This window comes from Tigheibacillus halophilus, from assembly GCF_042683165.1.
Taxonomy (GTDB): Bacteria; Bacillota; Bacilli; order Bacillales; family Amphibacillaceae; genus Tigheibacillus; species Tigheibacillus halophilus.
Genome location: NZ_JBHUIZ010000005.1, coordinates 137,879 through 160,407, shown reverse-complemented (window position 1 = coordinate 160,407; position 22,529 = coordinate 137,879). Strand labels below are relative to the sequence as shown.

Below are 22,529 nucleotides of genomic sequence, written 5' to 3'. Positions count from 1 at the left end.
TGCTAATTCACCTCTGGATTGCCGTCTTTATTTTCCGTGAAATCTATTTCCTTCCAGTGTCCATCATACTTGATAAACCAAGCAGGCTCCAGCAGCAGAATGAAAGAAGAGGCTTCTTCCTGCTGAAAATTCATGCTGTAGCCGATGGAGATATCCGATATATCTGCTTCCTTATAATTTTCTTTGACAAATTCTTTCACAGTTGCTCCAGAAGGTATGGTTACCGTATCACTCTTCAGCGAATTGTTAATGCTGAACAACGGGCGTTTATACTGGTATAATTCCTGGTTGCGCCATTGCTGCTCAATAGTTGCCAATCCAGTCTGGCTGATGACCGGATAACCATCATAGTGCAGCAAATAGGTAACTGTATGATTCGTACCATTAAGTCCGTCCAAATAGTAGTCATCCGTCCAGCCTTTATGTTCATTGATGTTAAGAATGCTTTTATCAAGCAGTTCATAAAATGTCATTCGGTGCGTATCCGTTTGTTTTGGATTGATATAATCCATCACATGCCGATCCTGGTACACTCTCATTTGCCGGCCAGCATCTGTATAGTATGCCTCATTCGCGTTGGAAACGTTCCTTCTGACAGACGAGGGATCCGGGAATAATGCATTGACCAGTTTCTTCGGATTGGTGTTATTGACAGAAAAAGTATGTTCTTTCATCTGCACGGGATTAGAAGGAAAATAGACTGGCAAATTCGCCGGTCCGATAGCCTGCAGCTCCTGCATGCCTTTCAAATTGGACATAAGCTTCCATAAATAATCATATTTTGTTGCATCATTGACTACTGCTGTCGCTTCTTTTCTTCCATCAAGCGACAAAAAGTGGAATCTTAACAGATATTTATCTGGATTGAAAGTGATGAACAGGCGCTTGAATGAACCGAGGGCTCCTGTCTCAATATCATCATTAAATTGAAACAGGTTGCCGATAGTCTCCATCGGAATAGCGGTTGGGAACCGGAATTCAAGCTGATACTTTTCGTTAGGGACTTTTTCCAGATCCCTTAATTTAAAATCATATAATGTCCAGGTCTGCATATTTTTGTACATGGACAGGCTTTTCTTCGGATTTTTGTACCCATAATGTTTGGACTGATGCTGAAAAATGACTTCACTTGGCATCACAATGTCACGCTTGCTTTGCTCATCGCCTTCGATATAATAGTCTGCTTCATTCAAGTACTGGCCTTTTTTCTCCAATAATAATTCATTATCAGACTTATAGCTCCAGATATTGAAGGTGAGCAGCAGGCTCATGCCGACTAAGATAACCAAAATATACGATTTTACAACTTCGAATTTCATTTGCCGGCCCCCCGATCCCGGCCCATCAATGGCAAGGCGATAAACACTGTCGTTCCTTTTCCTTCTCTGCTTTTCGCCCAGATATCGCCCTGATGCGCTTCAACGAGTTCCTTGGAGATAGCCAATCCAAGGCCAGTACCGCCTAGTTTGCGGCTTCTGGCTTTATCCGCACGATAAAATCGTTCGAAAACCTTATCGACTTTATCGTATGGGATTCCCATTCCTTCATCCTCGACGCTTGCCAGAATGCGGTGCTTTTGCTTGATGGCCCTGAAATAGATTTTTCCGCCATCGGGAGAGTATTTAATCGCATTAGAAATCACATTGTCCAGCACCTGGATCATTTTATCCCTGTCTATCCACACAAACATTCTTTGCGGAGGCAATTCCCGACTGAAAGAAATGTGCTCAGGGACGTTCATTTCAAACCGGTCGATCACCTCATGGAAAAATGCGATGAAATCAACACGTTCCTGTTCCAGCTTATAATCTCTGCTGTCCATTTTGGACAACTGCAACAGGTCATTGACCATGCGGATCATCCGCTCGGTTTCATTTTGTGTCACTTGCAAAAAACGCGGTGCAATTGACTCGTCCTGCCAGGCACCATCTGTCAAAGCTTCGATATAACTGCGCATAGTTGTCAGTGGTGTCCGCAATTCATGGGACACATTGGAAACGAATTCTCTGCGTTCTGCTTCGATTTTCTCCTGTTCGGTGACATCACTCAATACAAGGATATAGGCTGCTGTGTCTTCATCCTCATCAAGAACCGTTGAGAATTTAGCCCGGATGAGCAAATCATTTTCTTCATCACCAAAATCAAAAATGACAGAACCGTGATCAGCCATTGTTGCAACGTGCAGCTGTTCCTTGTTCATTTCCACGATATCCAGCAAGTAACGTCCCTTACAATCTTCAGGGCTCTTTCCAAGCAGGATGGCAGCTGGCTCATTCATCAATGTGACGATGCCATTGACATCCGTTGCGATGACACCATCTGACATGTTTTCCAGCACCGAAGTGAGCTTGCGCTGTTCTTCCTCGACAATCGCGTACGTATGGCGCAAGCGATCATTCATATCATTGAAAGAAACAGCCAGCTGACCGATTTCGTCAGTTCCATAGATGTTGACATTTTGTGAAAAATCGCCGCGTGCAATGGTCTGTGCCTGTCTGCGCATTTCTTTGATCGGCTTGGTGATTGTCCGTGCCACTAATATTCCGAGAATGGCAGAAATAATGATAGCCAGAATAGAAGCTTTCAAGAAAATCTCGCTGATATTCTGCAGCTGGTCATACACGCTTTTTAAGGAGACCACCATATAGATGGCCCCTGCGACATCGCCATTTTTGTCATTGATATGAACTGCCTTCACAAGTACACGGCTGTCGATCTGCGGGTCATAGAATGTTTTATCCTGGTCGGATCCTCCGAGTGCGTATTGCACAATATCTTCAGTCGATTTTTTTCCGACAATATCATAATTCAGTGTATCATTGGTGCCAAGAACCTTTCCCTGGCTATTGACAACCTGCAAGGTCGTAAAATCCTTCGTGTCGATATCATCGATGACAGACTGTACTTCCTGTTCCAATGTCGGCATTTCTGGATTTTGTGAATCCTCTGGGGTTTCCGGTCGTTCTTTTTTAAAAACCTGTTCCAAATTATAGCTCATCAGCTCAATCCGGTCGTTGACACTCGACTTGAAATTGGTAATCAGTTCTTTTTCAAGTTTGGTGGCAAAGTACGAGCCGATGACCTGCACGGCCACCAGCAATAACAAAATATAGATAAGAATGAATTTTAGCTGAATCGAGCGAAAAAAGCCGATTTTATGCATAAAACCTACTCCTGTTCAGGATTGCGCAAATAATACCCGACACCACGACGGGTAACGATCCATGAAGGGGTGCCCGGATTTTCCTCTACTTTTTCGCGCAGTCTTCTGACTGTCACATCGACTGTACGGACATCGCCAAAGTAATCATATCCCCAAACCGTTTCCAGCAGATGTTCCCGTGTCATGACCTGCCCGATATGGCGGGCGAGATAATGCAGAAGCTCAAATTCACGATGAGTGAGTTCAATTTCCGTTCCATCTCTTGACACAGTGTAGGCATCGGGATGGATGACCAGCTGACCGATTTCAATATCCTTGTTCGCAAATTCTTCTTCTTCAGGCATTTGCTGCTGTCTGCGCAGATTGGCTTTCACTCTGGCGATCAGCTCCCTGTTGGAAAATGGTTTGGTCACATAATCATCTGCACCAAGCTCAAGTCCAAGAACCTTATCGATTTCCGAGTCTTTCGCAGTCAGCATGATGATCGGCATGCTTTGGGTTTTGCGGATTTCCCTGCAAACCTCATTGCCATCCTTACCTGGAAGCATGATATCAAGCAAAACAAGATCAGGCTTCTCTTCCTCAGCTAGCGCTACCGCCTCATCACCATCATAAGCACAAACTACTTCGTAACCTTCTTTTTCCAAATTAAAGCGTAAAATATCAGCAATTGGCTGTTCATCATCGACGACCAATATTTTCAATGTCATTTTTCATAACCCCTTTTGTCATTTTCCTATATGATTCGATTCATTCGTTATTAGATTTATCATATGCCGTTCGTAATCATCCAGTTTATAGACGGGACAAAAATGATACTTGTCCCTTTGTCTCATTTTACATTACTTTAACCTAAATGTCTTTTAATAGACGATAATTTCCGATATGTGGCATTTTAGCTGCGAGATAAGAAAAGCACCACCGAATGTGAGATGTTGTGTCTGACATTTGGGGTGCAATCCATACTATGCATGTATCGGCTCTGGAGGTACATCGCTCGAGTCATAGCGGTGATCCAGATCCACGAACTTATTATATTCTTTGACGAATGCCAGCTCGACGGTGCCCACCGGACCGTTACGCTGTTTGGAAATGATGATCTCTATAATGTTCTGTTTCTCTGATTCTTTATCATAGTAATCATCCCTGTATAGGAAACCGACAATATCCGCATCCTGCTCGATACTGCCCGATTCACGAAGGTCCGACATCATCGGACGCTTGTCCTGACGCTGCTCGACACCACGCGATAACTGGGACAGGGCAATAACAGGCACATTCAATTCTCGGGCCAATGCTTTTAATGACCTTGAAATCTCAGAAACTTCCTGTTGCCGGTTATCGCGGGAGCTGCCGCTTCCCTGTATCAACTGCAAGTAGTCTATCATTATCATGCCAAGGCCATGTTCCTGCTTCAGGCGGCGGCATTTGGAACGGATTTCACTGACCCGGATACCAGCGGAATCATCGATATAAATTCCCGCATTAGACAAGGAACCCATAGCCATAGTCAGTTTTCCCCAGTCCTCGCCCTGCAGCTGACCGTTACGTAAACGCTGGGCGTCGATGTTGCCTTCTGCACAAAGCATACGCTGGACCAGCTGTTCCGCTCCCATCTCGAGACTGAATATCGCAACATTTTCATCCGTTTTCACAGCAACATTTTGGGCAATATTCAAGGCGAATGCCGTTTTCCCGACAGAAGGGCGTGCGGCGATGATGATAAGATCATTACGCTGAAAGCCGGAGGTGATCCGGTCCAAATCCTGGAATCCCGTCGCAATGCCGGTGACATCGGAATCGCGGTTATGCAGCTGTTCAATACTGTCATATACATCAATCAGTACATCTTTGATTGCTTTGAACGCACCGGCGTTTTTTTTGCCGGATACAGCCAGGATATTCTTTTCAGCTTCGTTCAGCACCTCATCGACTTCATCTTCTTTGGCAAACGTGGATGTGACGATATCCGTAGCCGTATGAATCAGTCTGCGCAGTAATGCTTTCTCTTCTACAATTCTGCAATAGTAACCGATATTCGCCGCGGTAGGCACGCTTTCCGCAACTTCTGTCAAGTAGGAAACACCGCCGACTTCCTCCAGCAATTTGCTGTCCTTCAATGCAGCAGTCACCGTTAACAAATCAATTGGCTCGCCACGGTCAGAAAGCTTCAGCATGACTTCAAAAATCCGCTGATGGCCCGCCCGGTAGAAATCTTCCGGAGCCAGTGATTCTGAAGCAGTGGAAAAGGCTTCAGGCTCTAAAAAGATGGCACCAATGATGGACTGCTCTGCTTCTATATTGTGTGGCGGGACCCGATCATTACTCATATCGTTCACAACACCATTGCCTCCTTCAATTGCTGCAGCTTGAACATGCGTGTCCAGCTGCATCTGGCACAAACAAAACAAGTAAGAGACAACCAGATTCGACGAACAGCGGGTGCCCAGCTATTGTCGAACCTAGCTGTCTCGTGTATCCATTCAAGGGGTGTTCAATGTCTCATTTAAACCGGACCTGTTGAACAGCCTTCATTTATTATTTTTCTACTACATGAACCTTAATGGAACCGGAAACTTCTGGATGTAATTTGACAGGGACGACTGTATATCCCAGTGATTTGATTGGCTGATCCAATTCTATCTTTCTTTTATCCAGTTTATAGCCATGTTCCTTCTGAAGTGCTTCAGCAATCTGCTTGCTCGTAATGGAGCCAAACAATTTGCCTTCCCCGGATTTCGCCTGAATTTCCACTGTCAATTCTGCCAGTTTGTCTTTCAGCGTCATAGCTGCTTCTTTTTCTTCTTGTTCCAGCTGTTTCTGTTTGCGTTTTTGTGCTTCCAGGCCTTTCATGTTGCCAGGAGTGGCCTCGACAGCAATATTATTTTTCAACAAATAATTGCGTGCATATCCGTCTGAAACATTTTTTACTTCACCTTTTTTACCTTTTCCCTTAACATCCTTCATAAAAATTACTTTCATTCTTCGTCTCTCCCCTCAGCATATTCATCTAAAATATCCTTCAGCAATTGTTTTGCATTTTCGATGGTCGTATCTTCCATTTGTGTGGCGGCATTTGTTAAATGGCCGCCGCCATTCATTTTTTCCATCACGATCTGTACATTGATTTCCCCTAATGAACGAGCACTGATGCCGACTTTTCCATCTTTACGGTTGGAGATGACAAATGCTGCTTCCACGCCGTTCATTGTCAGCAGTGTATCAGCCGCTTGTGCAATGAGGACATTGTCACAGATCATATCATCGGGAGCTGCTGAAATAGCGATAGTGTTACGATACATTTCCGCACGTTCGATCAGCTTGCTTCGTTTTACGAATATATCCATATCTTCCTTCATGAACTTTTGCACAAGAACTGTATCAGCCCCTTTGGAGCGCAGATAGGACGCGGCATCGAATGTCCGCGATCCCGTACGAAGCGTAAAGCTTTTCGTATCAACAATGATACCTGCAAGCAAGGCTGTCGCCTCAATCATTTTCAACTTTCTGCCCTTTGGCTGGTATTCAAGCAGTTCTGTCACCAGCTCGGCTGTCGATGACGCGTATGGTTCCATATATACGAGGGTCGGATTCTCTATGAAATCCTCCCCGCGCCGATGGTGGTCGATCACGATTTTATATTCCGTTTTGCCAAGCAGTCGTGAATCAGCGACCATGGATGGCTTGTTGCAATCAACTACCACAATCAAGCTTTTTCTTGTGATGATTTCTTCCGCTTCATCCGGGCTGATAAAATTATTCCACAGTTCCTTATCCTGTTTGACTGCTTCCATCATACGGTATAGCCCGTCATTGACATCATCTTTGTCGAAGACGATAAACCCGTCGACACCGTTGAGCTCAGCAATGTTCAATATGCCGATGGCAGCGCCGATTGCATCCATATCCGGAGATTTATGACCCATAATGATTACTTTATCACTAGCTTGCACCAGACCGATCAATGCATGGGAAATAACTCTTGCCCTGACTCTTGTACGTTTTTCCATCGGGTTCGTTTTCCCGCCATAAAACCGTACTTTTCCGGTATCGTCTTTAATCGCTGTTTGATCGCCGCCACGCCCAAGGGCTAAATCAAGACTGGACTGTGCCAATTCTCCAAGGACTGGCAAAGAGTTGCTTCCGACACCTAACCCGATACTGATGGTAAGCGGGATATTCTGATCCGTGTGGATCTCTCTGACTGTATCAAGAATGTTGAATTTGTCTTTTTCCAACTGCTGTAAAATTTCAATCGAACCGACAGCCATGAATCTTTCCTGTGATGTACGCTTTAAATAAAGACCATTTTTCATTGCCCAGTTGTTCAGCACGGAAGTGACTTCTGTGTTCAGCTGGCTTTTTGTTGTATCATCGAGATTTTGTGTTACTTCATCATAATTATCCAAATATATGAACGCCAGCACCGTTTTCTCATTTTCATATCTTTCTTGGATCTCCGCCTGCTCGGTACGGTCAAAGAAATATAGCAACCGTTCTTCTTTATTGATGCTTGTTTCAAATGCATATCCATCAAGCATCACCCAAACTTCGCTTTTGTTCTCATTAATGGCAGGTATAAGATCTTCCGAAATGAAATTGAGCGATTTTTTCACTAATGTTTCTTCTTCAGGAAAAAATCTGTTCAAGTAATTATTTGTCCATTCGATCTGATATTCATCACTGAAAAGGATGATCCCGATCGGCATTTCCAATAATGCCTCTTCTCCGACTTTCTTGACACGGTGGGATAATGTCGTAATATATCTCTCTGTTTCATTTTTCTTGATTTGCTCCGTCCGGACACTCAGATAGAATGACACAGACAATAAAAGTGTCATTACCAAGCCAAGTATCCATTGATAATACCAGATAACAAGCAATAACATGATGGACAACGCGTAAATCGTCCATAAATGTTTGCCTAGTCCTGGTCTATTTTGAAAATCCGGCATAATTGTTTTCAGCTCCTGTGTTGATACCTTAAAAAACTATGGTATCATTTGCTCTTATCGCTGACAAATCGATCTGTTGGCCATGCGTCAGTCCGAGCTGTCGAAAGCGCCTGCAGCTGCTCATGCGTACAGGAAATAACTCCTTGTTCTCCTGCCTGCCCAATGCCGCCAGGGATGTTCAATCACTTCTTTTTCTCCATCATATTCCGCAGATTGAATCCTATATCAATTATACCAAGGATTCTCACCAATGGAAGGAGTAATGTGGAGAAGAATACGGTCAATATGATAACAATTATTGGCAGTGCTTTTGGCATTTTTTTCTCATGTGCGTAAAAGAACACAAAGGACAGTCCCTGAAGAACCATCAATGTCCCCGCAAGAAACAGGACATTCTGAACACCGATGTATAAAATGGTTTGCTTGCCGGGTCCGAAAAGCGTAATCACCAAAGCAAAAAAATAAATCCAGACAATGGCAACCGGGAATCTCATTTGGCGAAATGGCGGAAAGCGAAATTGTTTCCGTTCCACTCGATTGATTATTTTATATCCCAGCAATTGGCTGATCCATGCATAAAATAGCCCAACGATGACAAGCATGGCAGGGACAAGCAGTTTAAATGCCTCGAATTGCTGTTTCAATAAATCTAATTGTTTATCCATTTCGCTGGATGCTCCGCCCATTTTTCCGGCAAACTGCTGTGCATTCGAGATCGATTCTTCCAGTACTTGATCAAATTCTTTGCTGAAATTCACTCCGGAAATCGTCTGGACAAACATGAAGGCCATCAGCAAACCGATAACAAATCCAACGGTTCCACGTGCCAACGTCTCAAATCCCGGTGTTTTACGATGCATTGCTGTACCGATCATGACCCCGCCAAGTGCAGTAGTGATCGTCATCGGAAGGCTGAATACTGTGGCAAACAAACTTGCAAGAATTGCTGCTGCGGCAAACATGATAATGGCCGGCTTCCAGTCATATCTGTATGCATATATAATGAATGGAACTGGCAATAAAAAATAGATGACGAACGCCAGATAGGGGATGAAAAAAGATGCGACCAGCAGTACCAGATACATGACGGTCATCATTGCCCCATCCGTAAGTTTTTTCGTTTGATTCATTGCTACACCTCTGATTGATTTACAATTACATATATATCATATGATAACACGACTACTGAGCTTTTTGGAAACGCAAAGGGCTGGTCAAATAGCTTCTAACATGCACATTAAAGCAAATGGAAGCAGGTGACACTTTGTTTTTAGGAATATTCTGTGATATACAAAGTGATATGATCATAAATGGAATGTGCCAATTTATGGTTGGGGCACTGTTCCAAAGAGACTGCATTGTTGTGGGATAACAACGCAATATACTGCCTTCTGCCAGCCAACTCCTATATAATAAGAAAGACAAGTAGTATTTTAATGAGCAGGTGATTGGAATGACTTTATGGAAAATATGGACAGACAGCCTGAGACTGCCGAACAAACAGGCAATGTTCCGTTTAAATCGGACCGGTATGGATATGATGTTGATTTATATGCTTCTCTTGCTGGCAATTGTCTCCATTCCGGCTTTTATTGGGGTCCGCGCCGATCCCTTTGAGAAAATGGCACAGATTCATCTTGCCTTTCAACTTGTATATTTCCTGATTTTTTCTTATTTGCCGTTAGTAATCATCATTTGTTTATTATTATCAGGCATCGCCTATGCAGCAACAGGAATTTGCAAGCTGCTGCACAGGAAAGTGAAGTATTCTCTATTGTGGAAGCTTACCGCAGCCACAACGACCATCCCTTTTCTACTGTATACCATTATTGCCTTGACTTATCCTATCAATGAAAAATGGCTTTGGCTTTTCATCCCGATCAGTCTGTTGTTTATGATCAAGAATATTACCGTGTTTCCGAAACGTCGAAACAAGGCTACTGCTGCCAAATGATTTTTCCAATATCTTTTATCTGGTAGCCGAGTGATGCCAGGCGCTCGCGAAAGTCAGCCTGCTGCAGCAGTTCCAGCACTTTATCAGCCAACGGCAGGTGGAATTTGTCCGCCAGCATGACCAAATCATAGTTTTCTGTCAGCAGCGGCACAAACTGGATATTGGCTGATGTTGCCACCTGTTTGATGCCGATGCCAACATCACTTTTTCCAGCTGCTACTGCAGCAGCCACATCCTGATGACTCATTTGCTCATTATCGTAGCCGTGTACCTGTCGGCGATTGATACCAGCCAGCCGAAGCTTTTCATCCAGCAGCACCCTCGCTCCGGCGCCCGGTTCACGATTGACAAGCATGACGTCTTTTCGTGCCAGATCCGCCCAGTCTTGGATGTTTTTCGGGTTTCCTATAGCCGTATAAAAACCGATTTCCCGCTGGAGGAACCGTACGACTATGAAAGGTTTGCTGACTAAGAGCTTTCGTACATATGGAATATTGTATTGCAGTGTTTCCCCGTCAAAAAGATGTGTACTGACAATGTGCGTCTCTCCCTTATACATGGCGATCAGGCTGTCCAAACTGCCAGTATAAGAGCGAAGCGGCCGATATACGGTATCCTTTTCCAGATGTCTTGCCAATATATCCAGACTGCCATCTTGCCCGCTGATTACAATTTGGCTTGTATTGTTTTTATCTTCTTGTCCCCCATCCGCTGTCTTGATTTCCTGGGGAGTTTCTTTACTTCGAACCTTGTAATCTTCCAGTTCACCAGCATCAACGCGCATTTGCCTGCCAACCCTATATGCCTGCAATTCTCCTTTTTTAATCAAATCATAAATGGTCAGCTTGGATACTTTGAGCATTTGTGCAAGCTCATCAGTTGTATATGATATATTTGCCGCCACTTTTTCACCTCATTTTCAGTATTACTTGATAACTAGTTATATTTAGTTATAATTAGATATAATTAAATATAACTTATTGTAAAGGGGTTATACATATGAAAAGACTCATATTATTATTACTGCTTATTGTACCATTAATTGTTTCCGGTTGTAGTAGTAATAAAGACAATACTTCAACTGAAACCAGTAGCAGCAATAATGAAAAAGTTCCTCTCACTGTATCAGCAGCAGTCAGCTTGACAGATGCATTGGAGAAGATGAAAAAACAGTATGAAAAGGATCATGCAGTAGACTTGAAATTTAATCTGGCGGGCTCAGGAACCCTTGCCCAGCAAATACAGCAGGGGGCCCCAGCAGATATATTTATTTCTGCAAACGAGGATTGGATGGATACCCTGGAAAAAGACCAGGATATCATTTCCGATACGCGTAAAGACATCACAGGCAACCGGATCGTGATGATTACCGGCAAAGATAGTGATTACGACATATCATCCATAGCAGATATCGATCCGAAAAAAATCGATCAGGTCGCCATTGGAAACCCGGAAAGCGTACCTGCCGGGAAATATACCAAACAAACATTGGAAAACTCGCATCTTTGGGATACATTATCCCCAAAAGTAGTCCAGGCCAAAGATGTTCGCCAAGTTCTTTCTTATGTAGAAACCGGAAACACAGACATCGGATTTGTATATGAAAGTGACGCAAAAATTTCCGATAAAATTAAGATTCTTGCAACAGCAGACCAGGATTTGCACGATCCAATCATTTATCCAGGGGCGGTGACATCTGAGTCAAAGCATAAGAAAGAAGCAAAAGAATTCATGACATACTTGCAGTCAGATGAGGCACAAAAAATTCTGGAAGCGTATGGTTTTCAAAAATGAGTAAGGTGAGTCCACATGAATGAGATCAATTGGCATCCTTTATGGTTATCATTTGAGACAGCTGGAATTGCCACAGTAATTGTTTTCATCATTGGCGTTTTTCTGGCACGGCTTTTAGCAAGAAATTCTTTTTTCGGAAAAGGTATTATAGAAGCCATCATTATGCTGCCACTCGTGCTGCCGCCCACAGTTGTCGGCTTTGCGCTTCTGTATTTTTTTGGCAAGAACGGCCCTATCGGCAAACTATTGTTGCAATGGTTTGATTTTCAAATAGTTTTTTCCTGGTGGGCTGTGTTGATCGCAGCAATTGTTGTTGCCTTTCCACTGATGTATCAGAGTGCTGCAGCGGCATTTGAAAAATTTGACGCAAATGTGGAATCAGCAGCTTATACAATGGGAGCTTCCAAATGGAGAGTATTCTGGACGATTTCTTTCCCGTTGGCATGGCCCGGGCTTTTAGCAGGACTTGTCTTGACGTTTGCCAGAGCATTGGGGGAATTTGGTGCAACCCTGATGCTTGCCGGCTATATCCCGAATGTTACGGACACTATCCCGCTCGCTATTTATTTCGCCGTTGAATCCGGCGATATGCAAATGGCCACATTCTGGGTCGTCATTATCATCGCCCTTGGATTCTCCGCCATCCTTTGGCTCAACTGGTGGTCACGCCGCAGCCTGATGCGTCACCATAGAGGAGCAGGTCCTCGCCCAGATAAATGGAAGAAACGATAGAACAGCGGGGCCCCACCATGATAATGCATTAATGTAATACAGTGATAAAGCAATGGGGCAAGCCCACTTGCGATAAAGAGAGGGGTGTGCACTTGCTTGGTGCAAACATACGAAAACAGCTTTCTCATTTTAAGCTGGATGTCAATTTTACTGTCAGAGACGAGATAGTGGTACTGTTCGGTCCCTCCGGTTCAGGTAAAACGACAATTCTAAACTGTCTTGCCGGGCTGTCCAAACCAGATGATGGACACATCTCCTTGAATGGCATGGATTTGTTCACCTCCAAAAAAGTGAATATCGCTCCCCAGTATCGTCATATCGGCTATTTATTCCAGGATTATGCGTTATTCCCACACATGACTGTAAGGAAAAATATAGCTTATGGTATGAAGAAACAAACGTTAGCGGATCAACTGATGGCAGAGTTACATATACGTCATCTGCAAGACCATTATCCTGGAGAAATCTCTGGCGGGGAAAAACAGCGTGTCGCTCTCGCCCGTGCCCTTGCAACTGAACCAAAACTGCTTTTGCTGGACGAGCCATTTTCGGCACTGGATGATGAAACAAAACAGAAAAGCCATGCTGAACTGATCCGGCTGCATCGGCTATGGCATATACCAATTATCATGGTGACTCATAGTCATCAAGAAGCCGAAAAGCTTGGGGACCGGATCCTGTACATGCAGGAGGGAAGGTTCACATAATACGCATGTTCACTGTCTATACACTTAGCTGCAGTTCGTGGGATAGAAAATACTGTTTAAGCCGATCCCTTCGGCTTCTGAAAAAACGAGGCATATACCCTGCGCCAGGGGCTATGTCTCGTTTTATTTCGAGTAGGAGGGAAGGAGTGTATGCTATACTTCTTGTCCATGAATACAAAATACCGGTTATGCCCCAGATCATCTTCCAGATGAACTGAAGCATAGCCGGTATTATCTGTATGCCTTATTCAGCGACAAACGGCAGCAAAGCCATTTGGCGTGCGCGTTTGATTGCTCTAGTCAATTTACGCTGATATTTTGCTGAAGTTCCTGTTACACGACGAGGAAGAATCTTTCCACGATCGGATACGAAACGCTTCAGCAATTCAACATCTTTATAATCAATATGAGTGATGCCATTTGCAGTGAAATAGCATACCTTACGACGTTTTGCACGTCCACCGCGACGAGCCATGTGTATCCCTCCATTTCCATTTTGATTTAAGTTGCCTGCCTCCGCAGCAACAGCTATATTCAGGCTTCTGAGCCCGCCACTTCGCACACTTTGACCCGATATGGGGTATGCTGGTATTGGGCGCCTATGCCTTTATTCTAAAACGGTAAATCATCGTCTGAAATATCAATTGGCTCTCCACTATCCTTGAATGGATCATCCATCGGACTCTGATTTCGATTCGGGTTCATTTGATTGTTCTGATTGCGATTTTGATCATAGTTTGAGTTTGAGCCGAAATCATTTCCAAAGCCGCCCTGCGGACCGCCTTGTGATTGCCCAGCTCCCTTACTTTCCAAAAACTGCACACTGTCTGCAACGACTTCAGTCACATAGACTCTTTTGCCGTCTTGCCCATCAAAATTACGTGTTTGAATACGGCCGTCTACGCCGATTAAACCGCCTTTTTTCATATAGTTGGCAAGGTTTTCAGCTGGTCTGCGCCAAATGACGCAATTGATGAAATCAGCTTCCCGATTTCCCTGCTGATTGGTAAAAGGTCTATTACATGCAACCGTGAAATTAGCAACAGCGACACCGCTTGGTGTATAACGCAGATCAGGATCCTTTGTCAACCTGCCGACAAGTACGACACGATTTAACATCAGAACCACCCCTTATTATTGTTCATCATCACGTACCGCAATATGGCGAATGATGTCTTCAGAGAATTTAGCCTGGCGGTCAAATTCGTTGACAGCTGCTTCATCACCGCTGAAATTGATAACAACATAATGTCCATCACGGTATTTGTTGATTTCATATGCAAGACGACGCTTGCCTTTATCATCAACTTTTTCAATCTCCGCCCCATTATCAGTCAGGATTTTGTTGAAACGCTCCATCAAGCTTGTCTGCGCTTCTTCCTCCATGTCTGGGCGGATGATGTACATGATTTCATATTTTCTCATCCGTAGCACCTCCTTCTGGTCTTAGCGGCCCTTATGTTTCATAAGAGCAAGGAGTAATTTAGTTTCATTACTCACGATAGTATATTATAGCAAATAATTTACTGGATGACAAGTTGTTTAAAGGGATCCTGTCTACTTTACGTGATTTTTAATTAACTTGCGGTTATGCTAGCCGCCAGTTATCTCTCTGGCATCCTTCTTAAACATTAAAACGGAAATGCATGACATCGCCATCTTGAACGATATACTCTTTTCCTTCCAATCTTACTTTGCCTTTTTCTCTGGCATGCATCATCGATCCTGCCTCGATAAGATCCTCATAGGAAACTGTCTCCGCACGGATGAATCCCCGTTCGAAGTCTGTATGGATGATACCTGCTGCCTGTGGTGCCTTAATGCCTTTTTTAAACGTCCATGCACGTACTTCTTGTTCTCCTGCTGTGAAATAAGTAGCAAGACCAAGAAGATGATAAGATGCTTTAATCAGTTGATCGAGTCCAGACTCTGCGATACCAAGCTCTTCCAAGAACATTTCTTTCTCTTCCGCATCAAGTTCAGCAATTTCTGCTTCGATTTTAGCACAGATGACAATAACTTCAGAATTTTCCCCGGCTGCATATGCCTGTACTTTCTTTACATTGTCATTAGTCTCTGGATCTGCAATTTCATCTTCACTGACATTAGCCACATAAAGCATCGGTTTGGCAGTCAGCAAATGCAATCCCTTCACGATCTTTCTCTGTTCTTCGGAAAATTCAACTGCACGCGCCGGTTTTTCGGCTTCCAGCGCATCCTTCAGTTTTTCCAGCACGGTAAATTCTGCGACAGCTTCTTTATCCTTCTGTCTGGCAAGCTTTTCCACACGTTGAATTCGTTTATTGATCGTTTCCAGATCTGCCAAAATCAGTTCCAGATTAATAATTTCAATATCATCGACCGGATCGATTTTTCCGGAAACGTGGGTAATATTCTCATCTGAAAAACAGCGCACAACTTGACAAATAGCGTCAACTTGGCGGATATGGGACAAAAATTGGTTGCCTAGCCCCTCACCTTTGCTGGCACCTTTAACAATACCGGCGATATCAGTGAACTCGAACGCTGTTGGTATCGTTTTTTTCGGATGAACCAATTCAGTTAATTTATCTAAGCGATCATCAGGTACTTCCACAATACCCACATTCGGGTCAATTGTACAAAATGGGTAGTTTGCTGATTCAGCACCAGCCTGGGTAATCGCATTGAAAAGCGTGGATTTCCCCACATTGGGAAGTCCAACTATTCCTGCTGTCAAAGACATGTGATTTTTTCACTCCTTAAGGGTTGCCACTCATATGAGCTCTGTGTCACTAACATCATTATAGAGTTAACGAAAACATAAGACAAGTAACGAAAAACGAAAAATAGGCACTGAATCAGCGCCTATTTTTCATGTTTACCCTATTACATTGTCTATTTCTCTATACTTGCATCATAATCATATCATTTTTTAAAACAATAGTCCATTTATACTATTTTTACAAAAGTGTGCATTGATTGTGATAATGCTTAATAAACTTTCTTCAGTTTCTTGGTGAATTCCCTGCGCGGCAGCATAACACTGTGTCCGCACCCGAGACATTTAATACGTATATCCATTCCCATACGGATGATTTTCCAGCGGTTTTCACCACAAGGATGAGGTTTTTTCATTTGCACCTCGTCATTTAATGCAAATTCCTTGTCTGCCATATTCGCTTCTCCTTTACCTTAACGATCCCTTTCGTGTTTATTGATCATCCCTACGCCATCAGCTTCCCTGGAATACAAAACAACACGCGGTGAAGGGATATCGATACCCGCATTATACAAGCCCTGCTTGACTTCCTTGCGGATCATACGTGCTCCAGCCCATTGATAGACCGGCAAAGTTTCCGCAGTCACGCGGATGACAAAATAGGAGTCCTCTAGTGTCTGTACACCGATGATGCTTGGGACACTGATGATTTCCTCATATTTATCCGGCAATGACGCAACGATTTCCTCAATCACTTTTTCTGCCTTAAACACATCGGCTTCGTACGGTACATTGATGTCGACTACAGCCAGTCCATTATGAACGGAATAATTGATGACCTGGGTGATATTTCCATTCGGGATGACGTTGATTTCCCCTGTCCAGCTAAGGACTTTTGTCGTCCGTAATCCGATTTCTTCCACAGTGCCTTCCACTCCGGACACATTCACATAATCTCCAACGGAAAATTGGTCTTCAAAGATGATAAAGAAACCGGAAATGATATCACGGACAAGATTCTGTGCACCAAACCCGATAGCCAGACCAGCGACACCTGCACCCGCTAAAAGTGCGCCAATGTTAATGGTGAATACTTGTAACACCATGAGGATGGCTGTGAAATAAACGACATATGCAACAACGTTTTTGATTAATTTTTTCATTGTCGCTTCCCGGCGTTCTGAAATGCGCACAATCGCTTTATGACGCTTTCCAAAGGACCTGTCGACAACATTTTTAGTTATTTTTACAACGACAGATGCCAGGACGATAATAATTACGATTTTCAATGCGCCACGACCAAGTGATATCCATAATTCAGGCGCTGCGAAAAAGTCCCATAATTTATTTACTTCCTTTTCCAAACTAAAACCTCCAGTACACCAACAACTATTGTTTAGATTTTACAACATTCCCGAAACGATATAAAGAGAAACTTCTTTCAATAAGGTTTTTCACTCGTCTCTATTATATATTATTGAACAAATCAGGAATTTACGGGCCCTGCATCCTCCTGCTTTACACGTTGCTCTCTTGTAAAGGTCGGGTATATAATCGTTCATATCTATAAAGTATTATGATACTCTTTTACGGCATCATTTTTCATTTTTGCTGCTGCGCCATACCGGAAAGAGTAAAAGACGTGTCAGCACATATAGATTCAATATGCCGTATAACGGATAAGTGAAGCTGATCAAGCTGGAAAACCCCACCAGTGTCAAGGGAAGCATGGATATGAGCAGCAATGTTACCAATAGCCAAAGCGGCAGATTGAAATAACTTTTTATACGGCTTACAATTCCGAGAACCCCTGCTGCTGCGGTGGTAAAAATGGCAAACCACAACATGAATGACATGAAAACAAGCATCTTGAAAGAGTAATGTTTCAAGATGGCAAACAAAGGAATTTCATACACCAACAGTTCATCTGCAATCTGGATTAAACTATTATTATAGAGATACGATACAACTCCAAGAATTACGCCACTGCCGATACTGGCAATCCAAATTTCTTGTTTAGAGCTGATTTTATTTCCGATCGCCCCAACTACAGCAATTAATGGCAGGACATTCAACGCTGTGAACGGGAAAGCAGCCATCCAGTTGCGCTGTTCATGCCAATGGGAAAATAACTGTAAATCCTGATCGAATGTAAAACGCAGCAATACAAATACAAGTCCTATCAAGAGCACCGGTAAAATGAGTTCATTCACTGCCAGCAGCCCGCCAATCCCTTTGGCAAACAAAACAATCAGCACAACGACCATAATACCTATACCCCACCAATAGGATAGATTAAACGCTTGTCCAGTCGCACCGCTGCCTGAAATCATCACTACTGTTGTAGTATAGAGATAAATAAAGATCATGGCATCATATATACCGGCAAGCTTTTTTCCTACAATCTCCTTTAGGACAGGCCGATATTCTGTAGACTGGTATTGATAACTTACATGCATGATAGCATATATGGAAATAGAGAAAAAAATGACGAAGAGAACGATTGCCAGTCCACTTTCATGACCGAAAAACTCCCATAACTCTCTTCCGGAAGCATATCCTGCACCAATAGTTGTTCCGATGATCAAAAACATCCATTTCATAGCCGATCTCAGCATTCCATTTCCTCCTGCAATGTATTCGAAACCCATCAATAAATTTTTGATTGCCGTCGAGCTGCCATGTATAAAAAGAAACAGCAATCCGTATACTAATATCAATATGATTGCGGAGGATAAGCTATGAATCTGATGAACCGTTTTAAAAATAACCAAGATAGTCTGCGATTACTATATAACAGCCCGCATGCAAGAGAAACGATACTGGAGAAAATTATTTCCTGGACACCTGTTTCCCCACAGGATTACGTCGTCGCCTGTATCGGAACGGACCGTTCTACCGGTGATGCACTTGGTCCACTTGTCGGCACTTATCTTTCAGAGATGAAAATGAGACATATGACTGTATATGGTACACTTGATAACCCCATCCATGCGACAAATTTGCATGACCGGCTCAGTGATATACGAAAATTCCACCGTGACCCCTATATGATCGCAGTAGATGCTTGTCTTGGCAAAAAGGATTCCATCGGCCAATTAATTACCGGAACCGGAGCCATTAAACCGGGTGCCGCATTAAATAAGCCGCTTCCTGAGATTGGTAATTTGCATATTACCGGGGTCGTCAATGTCGGCGGATTCATGGAGCATGCTGTCCTGCAAAACACGCGTCTGTCCATCGTGGTTGATATGGCAAAACAGATTGCCAGCATTTTACACGGATTAGATGAACAAATGTCTTATCAAACCTTCCGCCCGGCAATTATCATACCGGCACGCAGAAAAACGATGATATAAGCCATCTTTTATCTTTGCTTTACTCATTGGTAAATGCTTCATTTCAACACGCTATATTCACGCAATTTTTGCAGAGTAAAACAGATAAAGAAATTCAGTCTGTACGTGTAGCATTCAACTAATTTCCAATCTTGCTTTTGGTTTTTTGGTTAACTATCAGTTTTTTTGAAGCTGCCTACGCACAGCTGGCTTGATTATCTTTACTTCCGATAATGACGTATATTAAAGCCACTGATATAGAAATGAACCATTAAGAAATAGTATATAAAAATGAGGCCATCGGATAATGGATGACCTCATTTTTAAACATGATTTCAGAATTTCAGATTGCTGGGAAGCCTCCTTATCCTGCCCATATTTGATTGACATAAAAAATGATGATAACAGTGACGATTGCCGGCAATAGATTGCCAATCCGTATTTTTGTCAGTTTCAGGATATTCAGGCCAATAGCTAAAATCAGTAAGCCGCCTACTGCAGTTAACTGTACAATCATTCCATCCAAAAATGTCTGCGGTACAAGCCGATTGATTTGCGTAGCCAGCAATGCGATGACACCTTGATATAAAACAACTGGGATAACGGAAAAAAGCACACCATATCCCAATGTTGAAGTCAGGACCAGTGCAGTAAATCCATCTATGATTCCTTTGGTAATCAATACACTGTGATCTCCGCGCAAACCACTGTCCAAAGCGCCTACAATCCCCATCGCACCAATGACAAAAATAAGTGATGCAGTAACAAACCCTTGCGAAACACTAATACCCGTCCCTTGCGGCGTAGTGAATTTACTGCCAATCCAATTCCCCAGTCCGTTCAATTTCTCTTCCAGTTGACAAAATTCTCCAATGATCGCTCCGGAAAGCAGACTTAATAAGACAATGACCAACATATTAGTAGTCAGTGCCATCTGCAAGCCAATCAAAATGATAGTCAACCCTATGCCATGCATGACAGTTTCCTTGAATCTCTCGGGAATTTTCGTTAGAAACAATCCTAATGTACTTCCAACTATAATACCAGCGCCATCTACCAATGTACCTAATAAAACCATTAACATTACCTCGCACTTCGATGTTGTTACAAATTCTGATATGCCGCAGCTATTTCTGCTATGGCACTGATAAACTGATCCACTTCTTCTTCTGTATTATAGTATCCCAAGCTTGCGCGAACCATCCCCTGTTCCAAAGTTCCCACTGCTTCATGTGCATCCGGACTGCAGTGGAGCCCTGCACGCACAGCGATCTGATAATGGGAATCCAGTATCATCGCTATTTCCTGTGATGGTGCGTCAGCTATATTGAAAGCCACAATTGGCATTCTCGGTTCCTTAGGATTCGGGCCATATAATTCAACATGGTTAATCTGTTTCAAGCCTTCCAGCAGCCGCTTTATCAACAATGTTTCACGTGGAACATTTTCTTTTTCACGTATTTTCAACAAATCTAATGCCGCAGACAGACCAGCAATGCCTGGCATATTCAATGTTCCACTCTCCAATCGTTCTGGAAGCTGTTTTGGTTGGAGATCCTCCAAAGAATGAACACCGGTCCCACCATACATCAAAGGCTGCAAATTTATATTCCCTTCAAGGAAAAGCATTCCTGTCCCCTGCGGACCAAGCAACCCTTTGTGGCCAGGCATAGCAAGCATATGAATGCCTTCTTGCATCGTGATTGGCATATGTCCTGCCGTTTGTGATGCATCGACAAGCATTGTCAGCTGAAATTCTTTTGCGATATGAAGCAGTTCAGGCAGTGGCAATATAGCGCCTGTTACATTGGAGGCATGTGTTACTGCAAGCATTTTTGTTTGTGGCCTGATCGCATTTCTGATATGTTCCAGAAATCTATCCTTTTGGTTCTCCCAAGAAATGGCTGTTAGTGAAACGTCCCTTGTTTTGCTGATATAATGGAGTGGCCGTCGAATAGAATTATGCTCCACATCTGTCGTAATGACATGATCTCCTGCTTTCCAAGGGAAACCTTGAATAGCTGTATTCAGTGCCATTGTTGCATTTTGACAAAAAATTACCTTCTTAGGATCTGAGCAGCCAAACAGAACAGCAGCCTTTTCACGTGTTTTTTGTACTAGCTCAGCACTGTTATTCGCCATTTTATAATTTCCCCGCCCTGGATTGGCACCAAGTCCAGTCATTTGATTTGTGACTGCGTGAATTACTTCAGGAGGCTTCGGGTAGCTCGTTGCAGCTTGATCAAAATAAATCACTTGGACACATCTCCTCTTTTAAAACTATTTTCTTAACAAGTTATGCCCTTTGTTCTTCCTTTTTCCCAGGTAAAAATATTAATTTGACGTCAAGAAGGATATGAAAGACGATTGCGGGCCATAAATAACCTGTAATTGTGAAAATTGCATACAGCACAGCTCCCACATAGGCTGTAGCCAGAACACCTTTCCATCCTTGATAAAGATGCACGAGCCCAAACAATGTGCTTGAAATGATGCCAATCTCCCATACGGTAAGACTGAAAGGGAGATTGCTTAGATAAAAATAAAATACGCCCCTGAAAATGATTTCTTCACAAATTCCAGCTGTGACAGCTACAAAAAAGAATAGCAAACGTTCTGTAGGTGAACTAGGAAATAAAAATTCGATTTCGCCAGTTTGAATCGGATGACTTTTTTTGTATGTATTTCGTTTCTTTGAGAAAAGAGAGAGACCAACAATCATACCAATGACGATAATCACCCCTAAGCAGAAGGGTATCCAAAATGAGGGGCCAAAATCCACTATAGGCTGGTCAAAAACAAACCATATATGAAAGTCCCTTCCTATTATCAGCCAATATGCCCAAACAACCAAAAGTGCTATCCATTGCACCAGCATGATTTCTACATACATACGGCTTTTTTTTACAGTTCCGGCATTCACCTTTTTCATGTAAAAGTGATCCCATAAAGGATAACCTGCGATAATCAACACAAAAAACACACTTAAAAAGACCATTAATCCCGCTCCTTCCATATAACCCGCATGATTTTCCACTGATGGAACTTCACGTACTCGCAGGAGGTTCAGTTTCTCTCAATTGTCGAAGAAATGAATAATAGCCATGCACGCTTGCTACCATTCAAATGAAGATCAATTTAGTTTGTATAGCTTTTGAGGTTTGAAATTTTGTGCTTACACTGAC

Annotated in this window: 23 protein-coding genes; 5 read left to right on the top strand and 18 right to left on the bottom strand. The window is 43.0% G+C overall.

The features are described from left to right. Positions 1 to 2: 2 nt before the first annotated feature. From ACFSMW_RS07080 to ACFSMW_RS07050, 7 genes are all read right to left on the bottom strand, one after another. Positions 3 to 1,319, bottom strand: a complete 1,317-nt coding sequence (locus ACFSMW_RS07080; RefSeq protein WP_390354303.1) for a YycH family regulatory protein — start codon at positions 1,317 to 1,319, stop codon at positions 3 to 5. Beyond that, a complete protein-coding gene (walK, locus tag ACFSMW_RS07075; RefSeq protein WP_390354301.1) occupies positions 1,316 to 3,163 on the bottom strand; it encodes a cell wall metabolism sensor histidine kinase WalK in 1,848 nt (615 codons plus the stop codon). Before walK ends, ACFSMW_RS07080 begins: the two co-directional genes overlap by 4 nt. A gap of 5 nt (positions 3,164 to 3,168) precedes the next feature. After that, positions 3,169 to 3,873 (bottom strand): response regulator YycF, encoded by a 705-nt coding sequence (gene yycF / locus ACFSMW_RS07070; RefSeq protein ID WP_390354299.1) that lies wholly within the window; start codon positions 3,871 to 3,873, stop codon positions 3,169 to 3,171. A gap of 255 nt (positions 3,874 to 4,128) precedes the next feature. Then, positions 4,129 to 5,493 (bottom strand): replicative DNA helicase, encoded by a 1,365-nt coding sequence (gene dnaB / locus ACFSMW_RS07065; protein WP_390354753.1) that lies wholly within the window; start codon positions 5,491 to 5,493, stop codon positions 4,129 to 4,131. A 208-nt stretch (positions 5,494 to 5,701) separates the two neighbouring features. Then, positions 5,702 to 6,145: a 50S ribosomal protein L9 gene (gene rplI, locus ACFSMW_RS07060; RefSeq protein ID WP_390354297.1), complete on the bottom strand. Its 444-nt coding sequence runs from the start codon at positions 6,143 to 6,145 to the stop codon at positions 5,702 to 5,704. Continuing rightward, positions 6,142 to 8,118: a DHH family phosphoesterase gene (locus tag ACFSMW_RS07055; protein ID WP_390354295.1), complete on the bottom strand. Its 1,977-nt coding sequence runs from the start codon at positions 8,116 to 8,118 to the stop codon at positions 6,142 to 6,144. The genes rplI and ACFSMW_RS07055 overlap by 4 nt, the downstream gene beginning before the upstream one ends. Positions 8,119 to 8,300: 182 nt before the next feature. After that, positions 8,301 to 9,248 carry a YybS family protein gene (locus ACFSMW_RS07050; protein WP_390354294.1) on the bottom strand — a complete coding sequence of 316 codons (948 nt, stop codon included), beginning with the start codon at positions 9,246 to 9,248 and terminating at the stop codon, positions 8,301 to 8,303. 323 nt (positions 9,249 to 9,571) lie between these two features. On the opposite strand from ACFSMW_RS07050, the gene ACFSMW_RS07045 reads away from it, so the two are divergent. Then, positions 9,572 to 10,072, top strand: a complete 501-nt coding sequence (locus ACFSMW_RS07045) for a hypothetical protein (protein WP_390354292.1) — start codon at positions 9,572 to 9,574, stop codon at positions 10,070 to 10,072. On the opposite strand, the gene ACFSMW_RS07040 is transcribed toward ACFSMW_RS07045, so the two are convergent. After that, positions 10,056 to 10,976, bottom strand: a complete 921-nt coding sequence (locus tag ACFSMW_RS07040) for a substrate-binding domain-containing protein (RefSeq protein WP_390354290.1) — start codon at positions 10,974 to 10,976, stop codon at positions 10,056 to 10,058. The two genes, ACFSMW_RS07045 and ACFSMW_RS07040, sit on opposite strands and share 17 nt — an antisense overlap. Positions 10,977 to 11,071: 95 nt before the next feature. Here ACFSMW_RS07040 and modA point away from each other — a divergent pair, with 95 nt between their 5' ends. The 3 genes from modA (at position 11,072) to ACFSMW_RS07025 (ending at position 13,305) form a co-directional block, all read left to right on the top strand. Beyond that, positions 11,072 to 11,866 (top strand): molybdate ABC transporter substrate-binding protein, encoded by a 795-nt coding sequence (gene modA, locus ACFSMW_RS07035; protein ID WP_390354288.1) that lies wholly within the window; start codon positions 11,072 to 11,074, stop codon positions 11,864 to 11,866. A 24-nt stretch (positions 11,867 to 11,890) separates the two neighbouring features. Then, positions 11,891 to 12,598: a molybdate ABC transporter permease subunit gene (gene modB / locus ACFSMW_RS07030; RefSeq protein ID WP_390354751.1), complete on the top strand. Its 708-nt coding sequence runs from the start codon at positions 11,891 to 11,893 to the stop codon at positions 12,596 to 12,598. Between the two features lie 92 nt (positions 12,599 to 12,690). After that, positions 12,691 to 13,305: a sulfate/molybdate ABC transporter ATP-binding protein gene (locus tag ACFSMW_RS07025; RefSeq protein WP_390354287.1), complete on the top strand. Its 615-nt coding sequence runs from the start codon at positions 12,691 to 12,693 to the stop codon at positions 13,303 to 13,305. A 244-nt stretch (positions 13,306 to 13,549) separates the two neighbouring features. Here ACFSMW_RS07025 and rpsR read toward each other — a convergent pair whose 3' ends face one another. The 7 genes from rpsR to ACFSMW_RS06990 form a co-directional block, all read right to left on the bottom strand. Beyond that, entirely contained in the window at positions 13,550 to 13,780 is a 231-nt protein-coding gene (gene rpsR / locus ACFSMW_RS07020; RefSeq protein ID WP_390354285.1) for a 30S ribosomal protein S18, read from the bottom strand. Between the two features lie 137 nt (positions 13,781 to 13,917). Further along, positions 13,918 to 14,424 (bottom strand): single-stranded DNA-binding protein, encoded by a 507-nt coding sequence (gene ssb / locus ACFSMW_RS07015; protein WP_390354283.1) that lies wholly within the window; start codon positions 14,422 to 14,424, stop codon positions 13,918 to 13,920. Positions 14,425 to 14,439: 15 nt separating this feature from the next. Continuing rightward, positions 14,440 to 14,730, bottom strand: coding sequence for a 30S ribosomal protein S6 (gene rpsF / locus ACFSMW_RS07010; RefSeq protein WP_390354281.1), 291 nt, complete (start codon positions 14,728 to 14,730; stop codon positions 14,440 to 14,442). Positions 14,731 to 14,929: 199 nt separating this feature from the next. Next, a complete protein-coding gene (gene ychF / locus ACFSMW_RS07005; protein WP_390354279.1) occupies positions 14,930 to 16,030 on the bottom strand; it encodes a redox-regulated ATPase YchF in 1,101 nt (366 codons plus the stop codon). A 248-nt stretch (positions 16,031 to 16,278) separates the two neighbouring features. Continuing rightward, positions 16,279 to 16,461: a DUF951 domain-containing protein gene (locus ACFSMW_RS07000; RefSeq protein WP_390354277.1), complete on the bottom strand. Its 183-nt coding sequence runs from the start codon at positions 16,459 to 16,461 to the stop codon at positions 16,279 to 16,281. An 18-nt stretch (positions 16,462 to 16,479) separates the two neighbouring features. After that, complete coding sequence (locus ACFSMW_RS06995; protein WP_390354276.1) at positions 16,480 to 17,370, bottom strand: mechanosensitive ion channel family protein; 891 nt, start codon at positions 17,368 to 17,370, stop codon at positions 16,480 to 16,482. Positions 17,371 to 17,601: 231 nt separating this feature from the next. Continuing rightward, a complete protein-coding gene (locus ACFSMW_RS06990) occupies positions 17,602 to 18,624 on the bottom strand; it encodes a YkvI family membrane protein (protein ID WP_390354274.1) in 1,023 nt (340 codons plus the stop codon). Between the two features lie 123 nt (positions 18,625 to 18,747). Between ACFSMW_RS06990 and yyaC the strand changes: the two genes are divergently transcribed. Further along, complete coding sequence (gene yyaC / locus ACFSMW_RS06985) at positions 18,748 to 19,365, top strand: spore protease YyaC (protein WP_390354272.1); 618 nt, start codon at positions 18,748 to 18,750, stop codon at positions 19,363 to 19,365. Between the two features lie 343 nt (positions 19,366 to 19,708). Here the strand turns inward: yyaC and ACFSMW_RS06980 are convergent, their stop codons facing one another. Genes ACFSMW_RS06980 through ACFSMW_RS06970 form a run of 3 tightly spaced genes read right to left on the bottom strand, consistent with a single transcriptional unit; the run spans position 19,709 to position 22,381 of the window. Further along, positions 19,709 to 20,422, bottom strand: a complete 714-nt coding sequence (locus tag ACFSMW_RS06980; protein WP_390354270.1) for a DUF554 domain-containing protein — start codon at positions 20,420 to 20,422, stop codon at positions 19,709 to 19,711. A gap of 26 nt (positions 20,423 to 20,448) precedes the next feature. Next, positions 20,449 to 21,600: an aminotransferase class V-fold PLP-dependent enzyme gene (locus tag ACFSMW_RS06975; RefSeq protein WP_390354268.1), complete on the bottom strand. Its 1,152-nt coding sequence runs from the start codon at positions 21,598 to 21,600 to the stop codon at positions 20,449 to 20,451. Positions 21,601 to 21,640: 40 nt separating this feature from the next. Then, complete coding sequence (locus ACFSMW_RS06970; protein ID WP_390354267.1) at positions 21,641 to 22,381, bottom strand: CPBP family intramembrane glutamic endopeptidase; 741 nt, start codon at positions 22,379 to 22,381, stop codon at positions 21,641 to 21,643. Between the last annotated feature and the right edge of the window lie 148 nt (positions 22,382 to 22,529).

Coding starts and splice junctions, on each gene's coding strand:
- ACFSMW_RS07080 (WP_390354303.1), bottom strand. CDS start 1,319: ATGAAATTCGAAGTTGTAAAATCGTATATTTTGGTTATCTTAGTCGGC.
- walK (WP_390354301.1), bottom strand. CDS start 3,163: ATGCATAAAATCGGCTTTTTTCGCTCGATTCAGCTAAAATTCATTCTT.
- yycF (WP_390354299.1), bottom strand. CDS start 3,873: ATGACATTGAAAATATTGGTCGTCGATGATGAACAGCCAATTGCTGAT.
- dnaB (WP_390354753.1), bottom strand. CDS start 5,493: ATGAGTAATGATCGGGTCCCGCCACACAATATAGAAGCAGAGCAGTCC.
- rplI (WP_390354297.1), bottom strand. CDS start 6,145: ATGAAAGTAATTTTTATGAAGGATGTTAAGGGAAAAGGTAAAAAAGGT.
- ACFSMW_RS07055 (WP_390354295.1), bottom strand. CDS start 8,118: ATGCCGGATTTTCAAAATAGACCAGGACTAGGCAAACATTTATGGACG.
- ACFSMW_RS07050 (WP_390354294.1), bottom strand. CDS start 9,248: ATGAATCAAACGAAAAAACTTACGGATGGGGCAATGATGACCGTCATG.
- ACFSMW_RS07045 (WP_390354292.1), top strand. CDS start 9,572: ATGACTTTATGGAAAATATGGACAGACAGCCTGAGACTGCCGAACAAA.
- modA (WP_390354288.1), top strand. CDS start 11,072: ATGAAAAGACTCATATTATTATTACTGCTTATTGTACCATTAATTGTT.
- rpsR (WP_390354285.1), bottom strand. CDS start 13,780: ATGGCTCGTCGCGGTGGACGTGCAAAACGTCGTAAGGTATGCTATTTC.
- ssb (WP_390354283.1), bottom strand. CDS start 14,424: ATGTTAAATCGTGTCGTACTTGTCGGCAGGTTGACAAAGGATCCTGAT.
- rpsF (WP_390354281.1), bottom strand. CDS start 14,730: ATGAGAAAATATGAAATCATGTACATCATCCGCCCAGACATGGAGGAA.
- ychF (WP_390354279.1), bottom strand. CDS start 16,030: ATGTCTTTGACAGCAGGAATAGTTGGACTTCCCAATGTGGGGAAATCC.
- ACFSMW_RS07000 (WP_390354277.1), bottom strand. CDS start 16,461: ATGGCAGACAAGGAATTTGCATTAAATGACGAGGTGCAAATGAAAAAA.
- ACFSMW_RS06990 (WP_390354274.1), bottom strand. CDS start 18,624: ATGCTGAGATCGGCTATGAAATGGATGTTTTTGATCATCGGAACAACT.
- yyaC (WP_390354272.1), top strand. CDS start 18,748: ATGAATCTGATGAACCGTTTTAAAAATAACCAAGATAGTCTGCGATTA.
- ACFSMW_RS06980 (WP_390354270.1), bottom strand. CDS start 20,422: ATGGTTTTATTAGGTACATTGGTAGATGGCGCTGGTATTATAGTTGGA.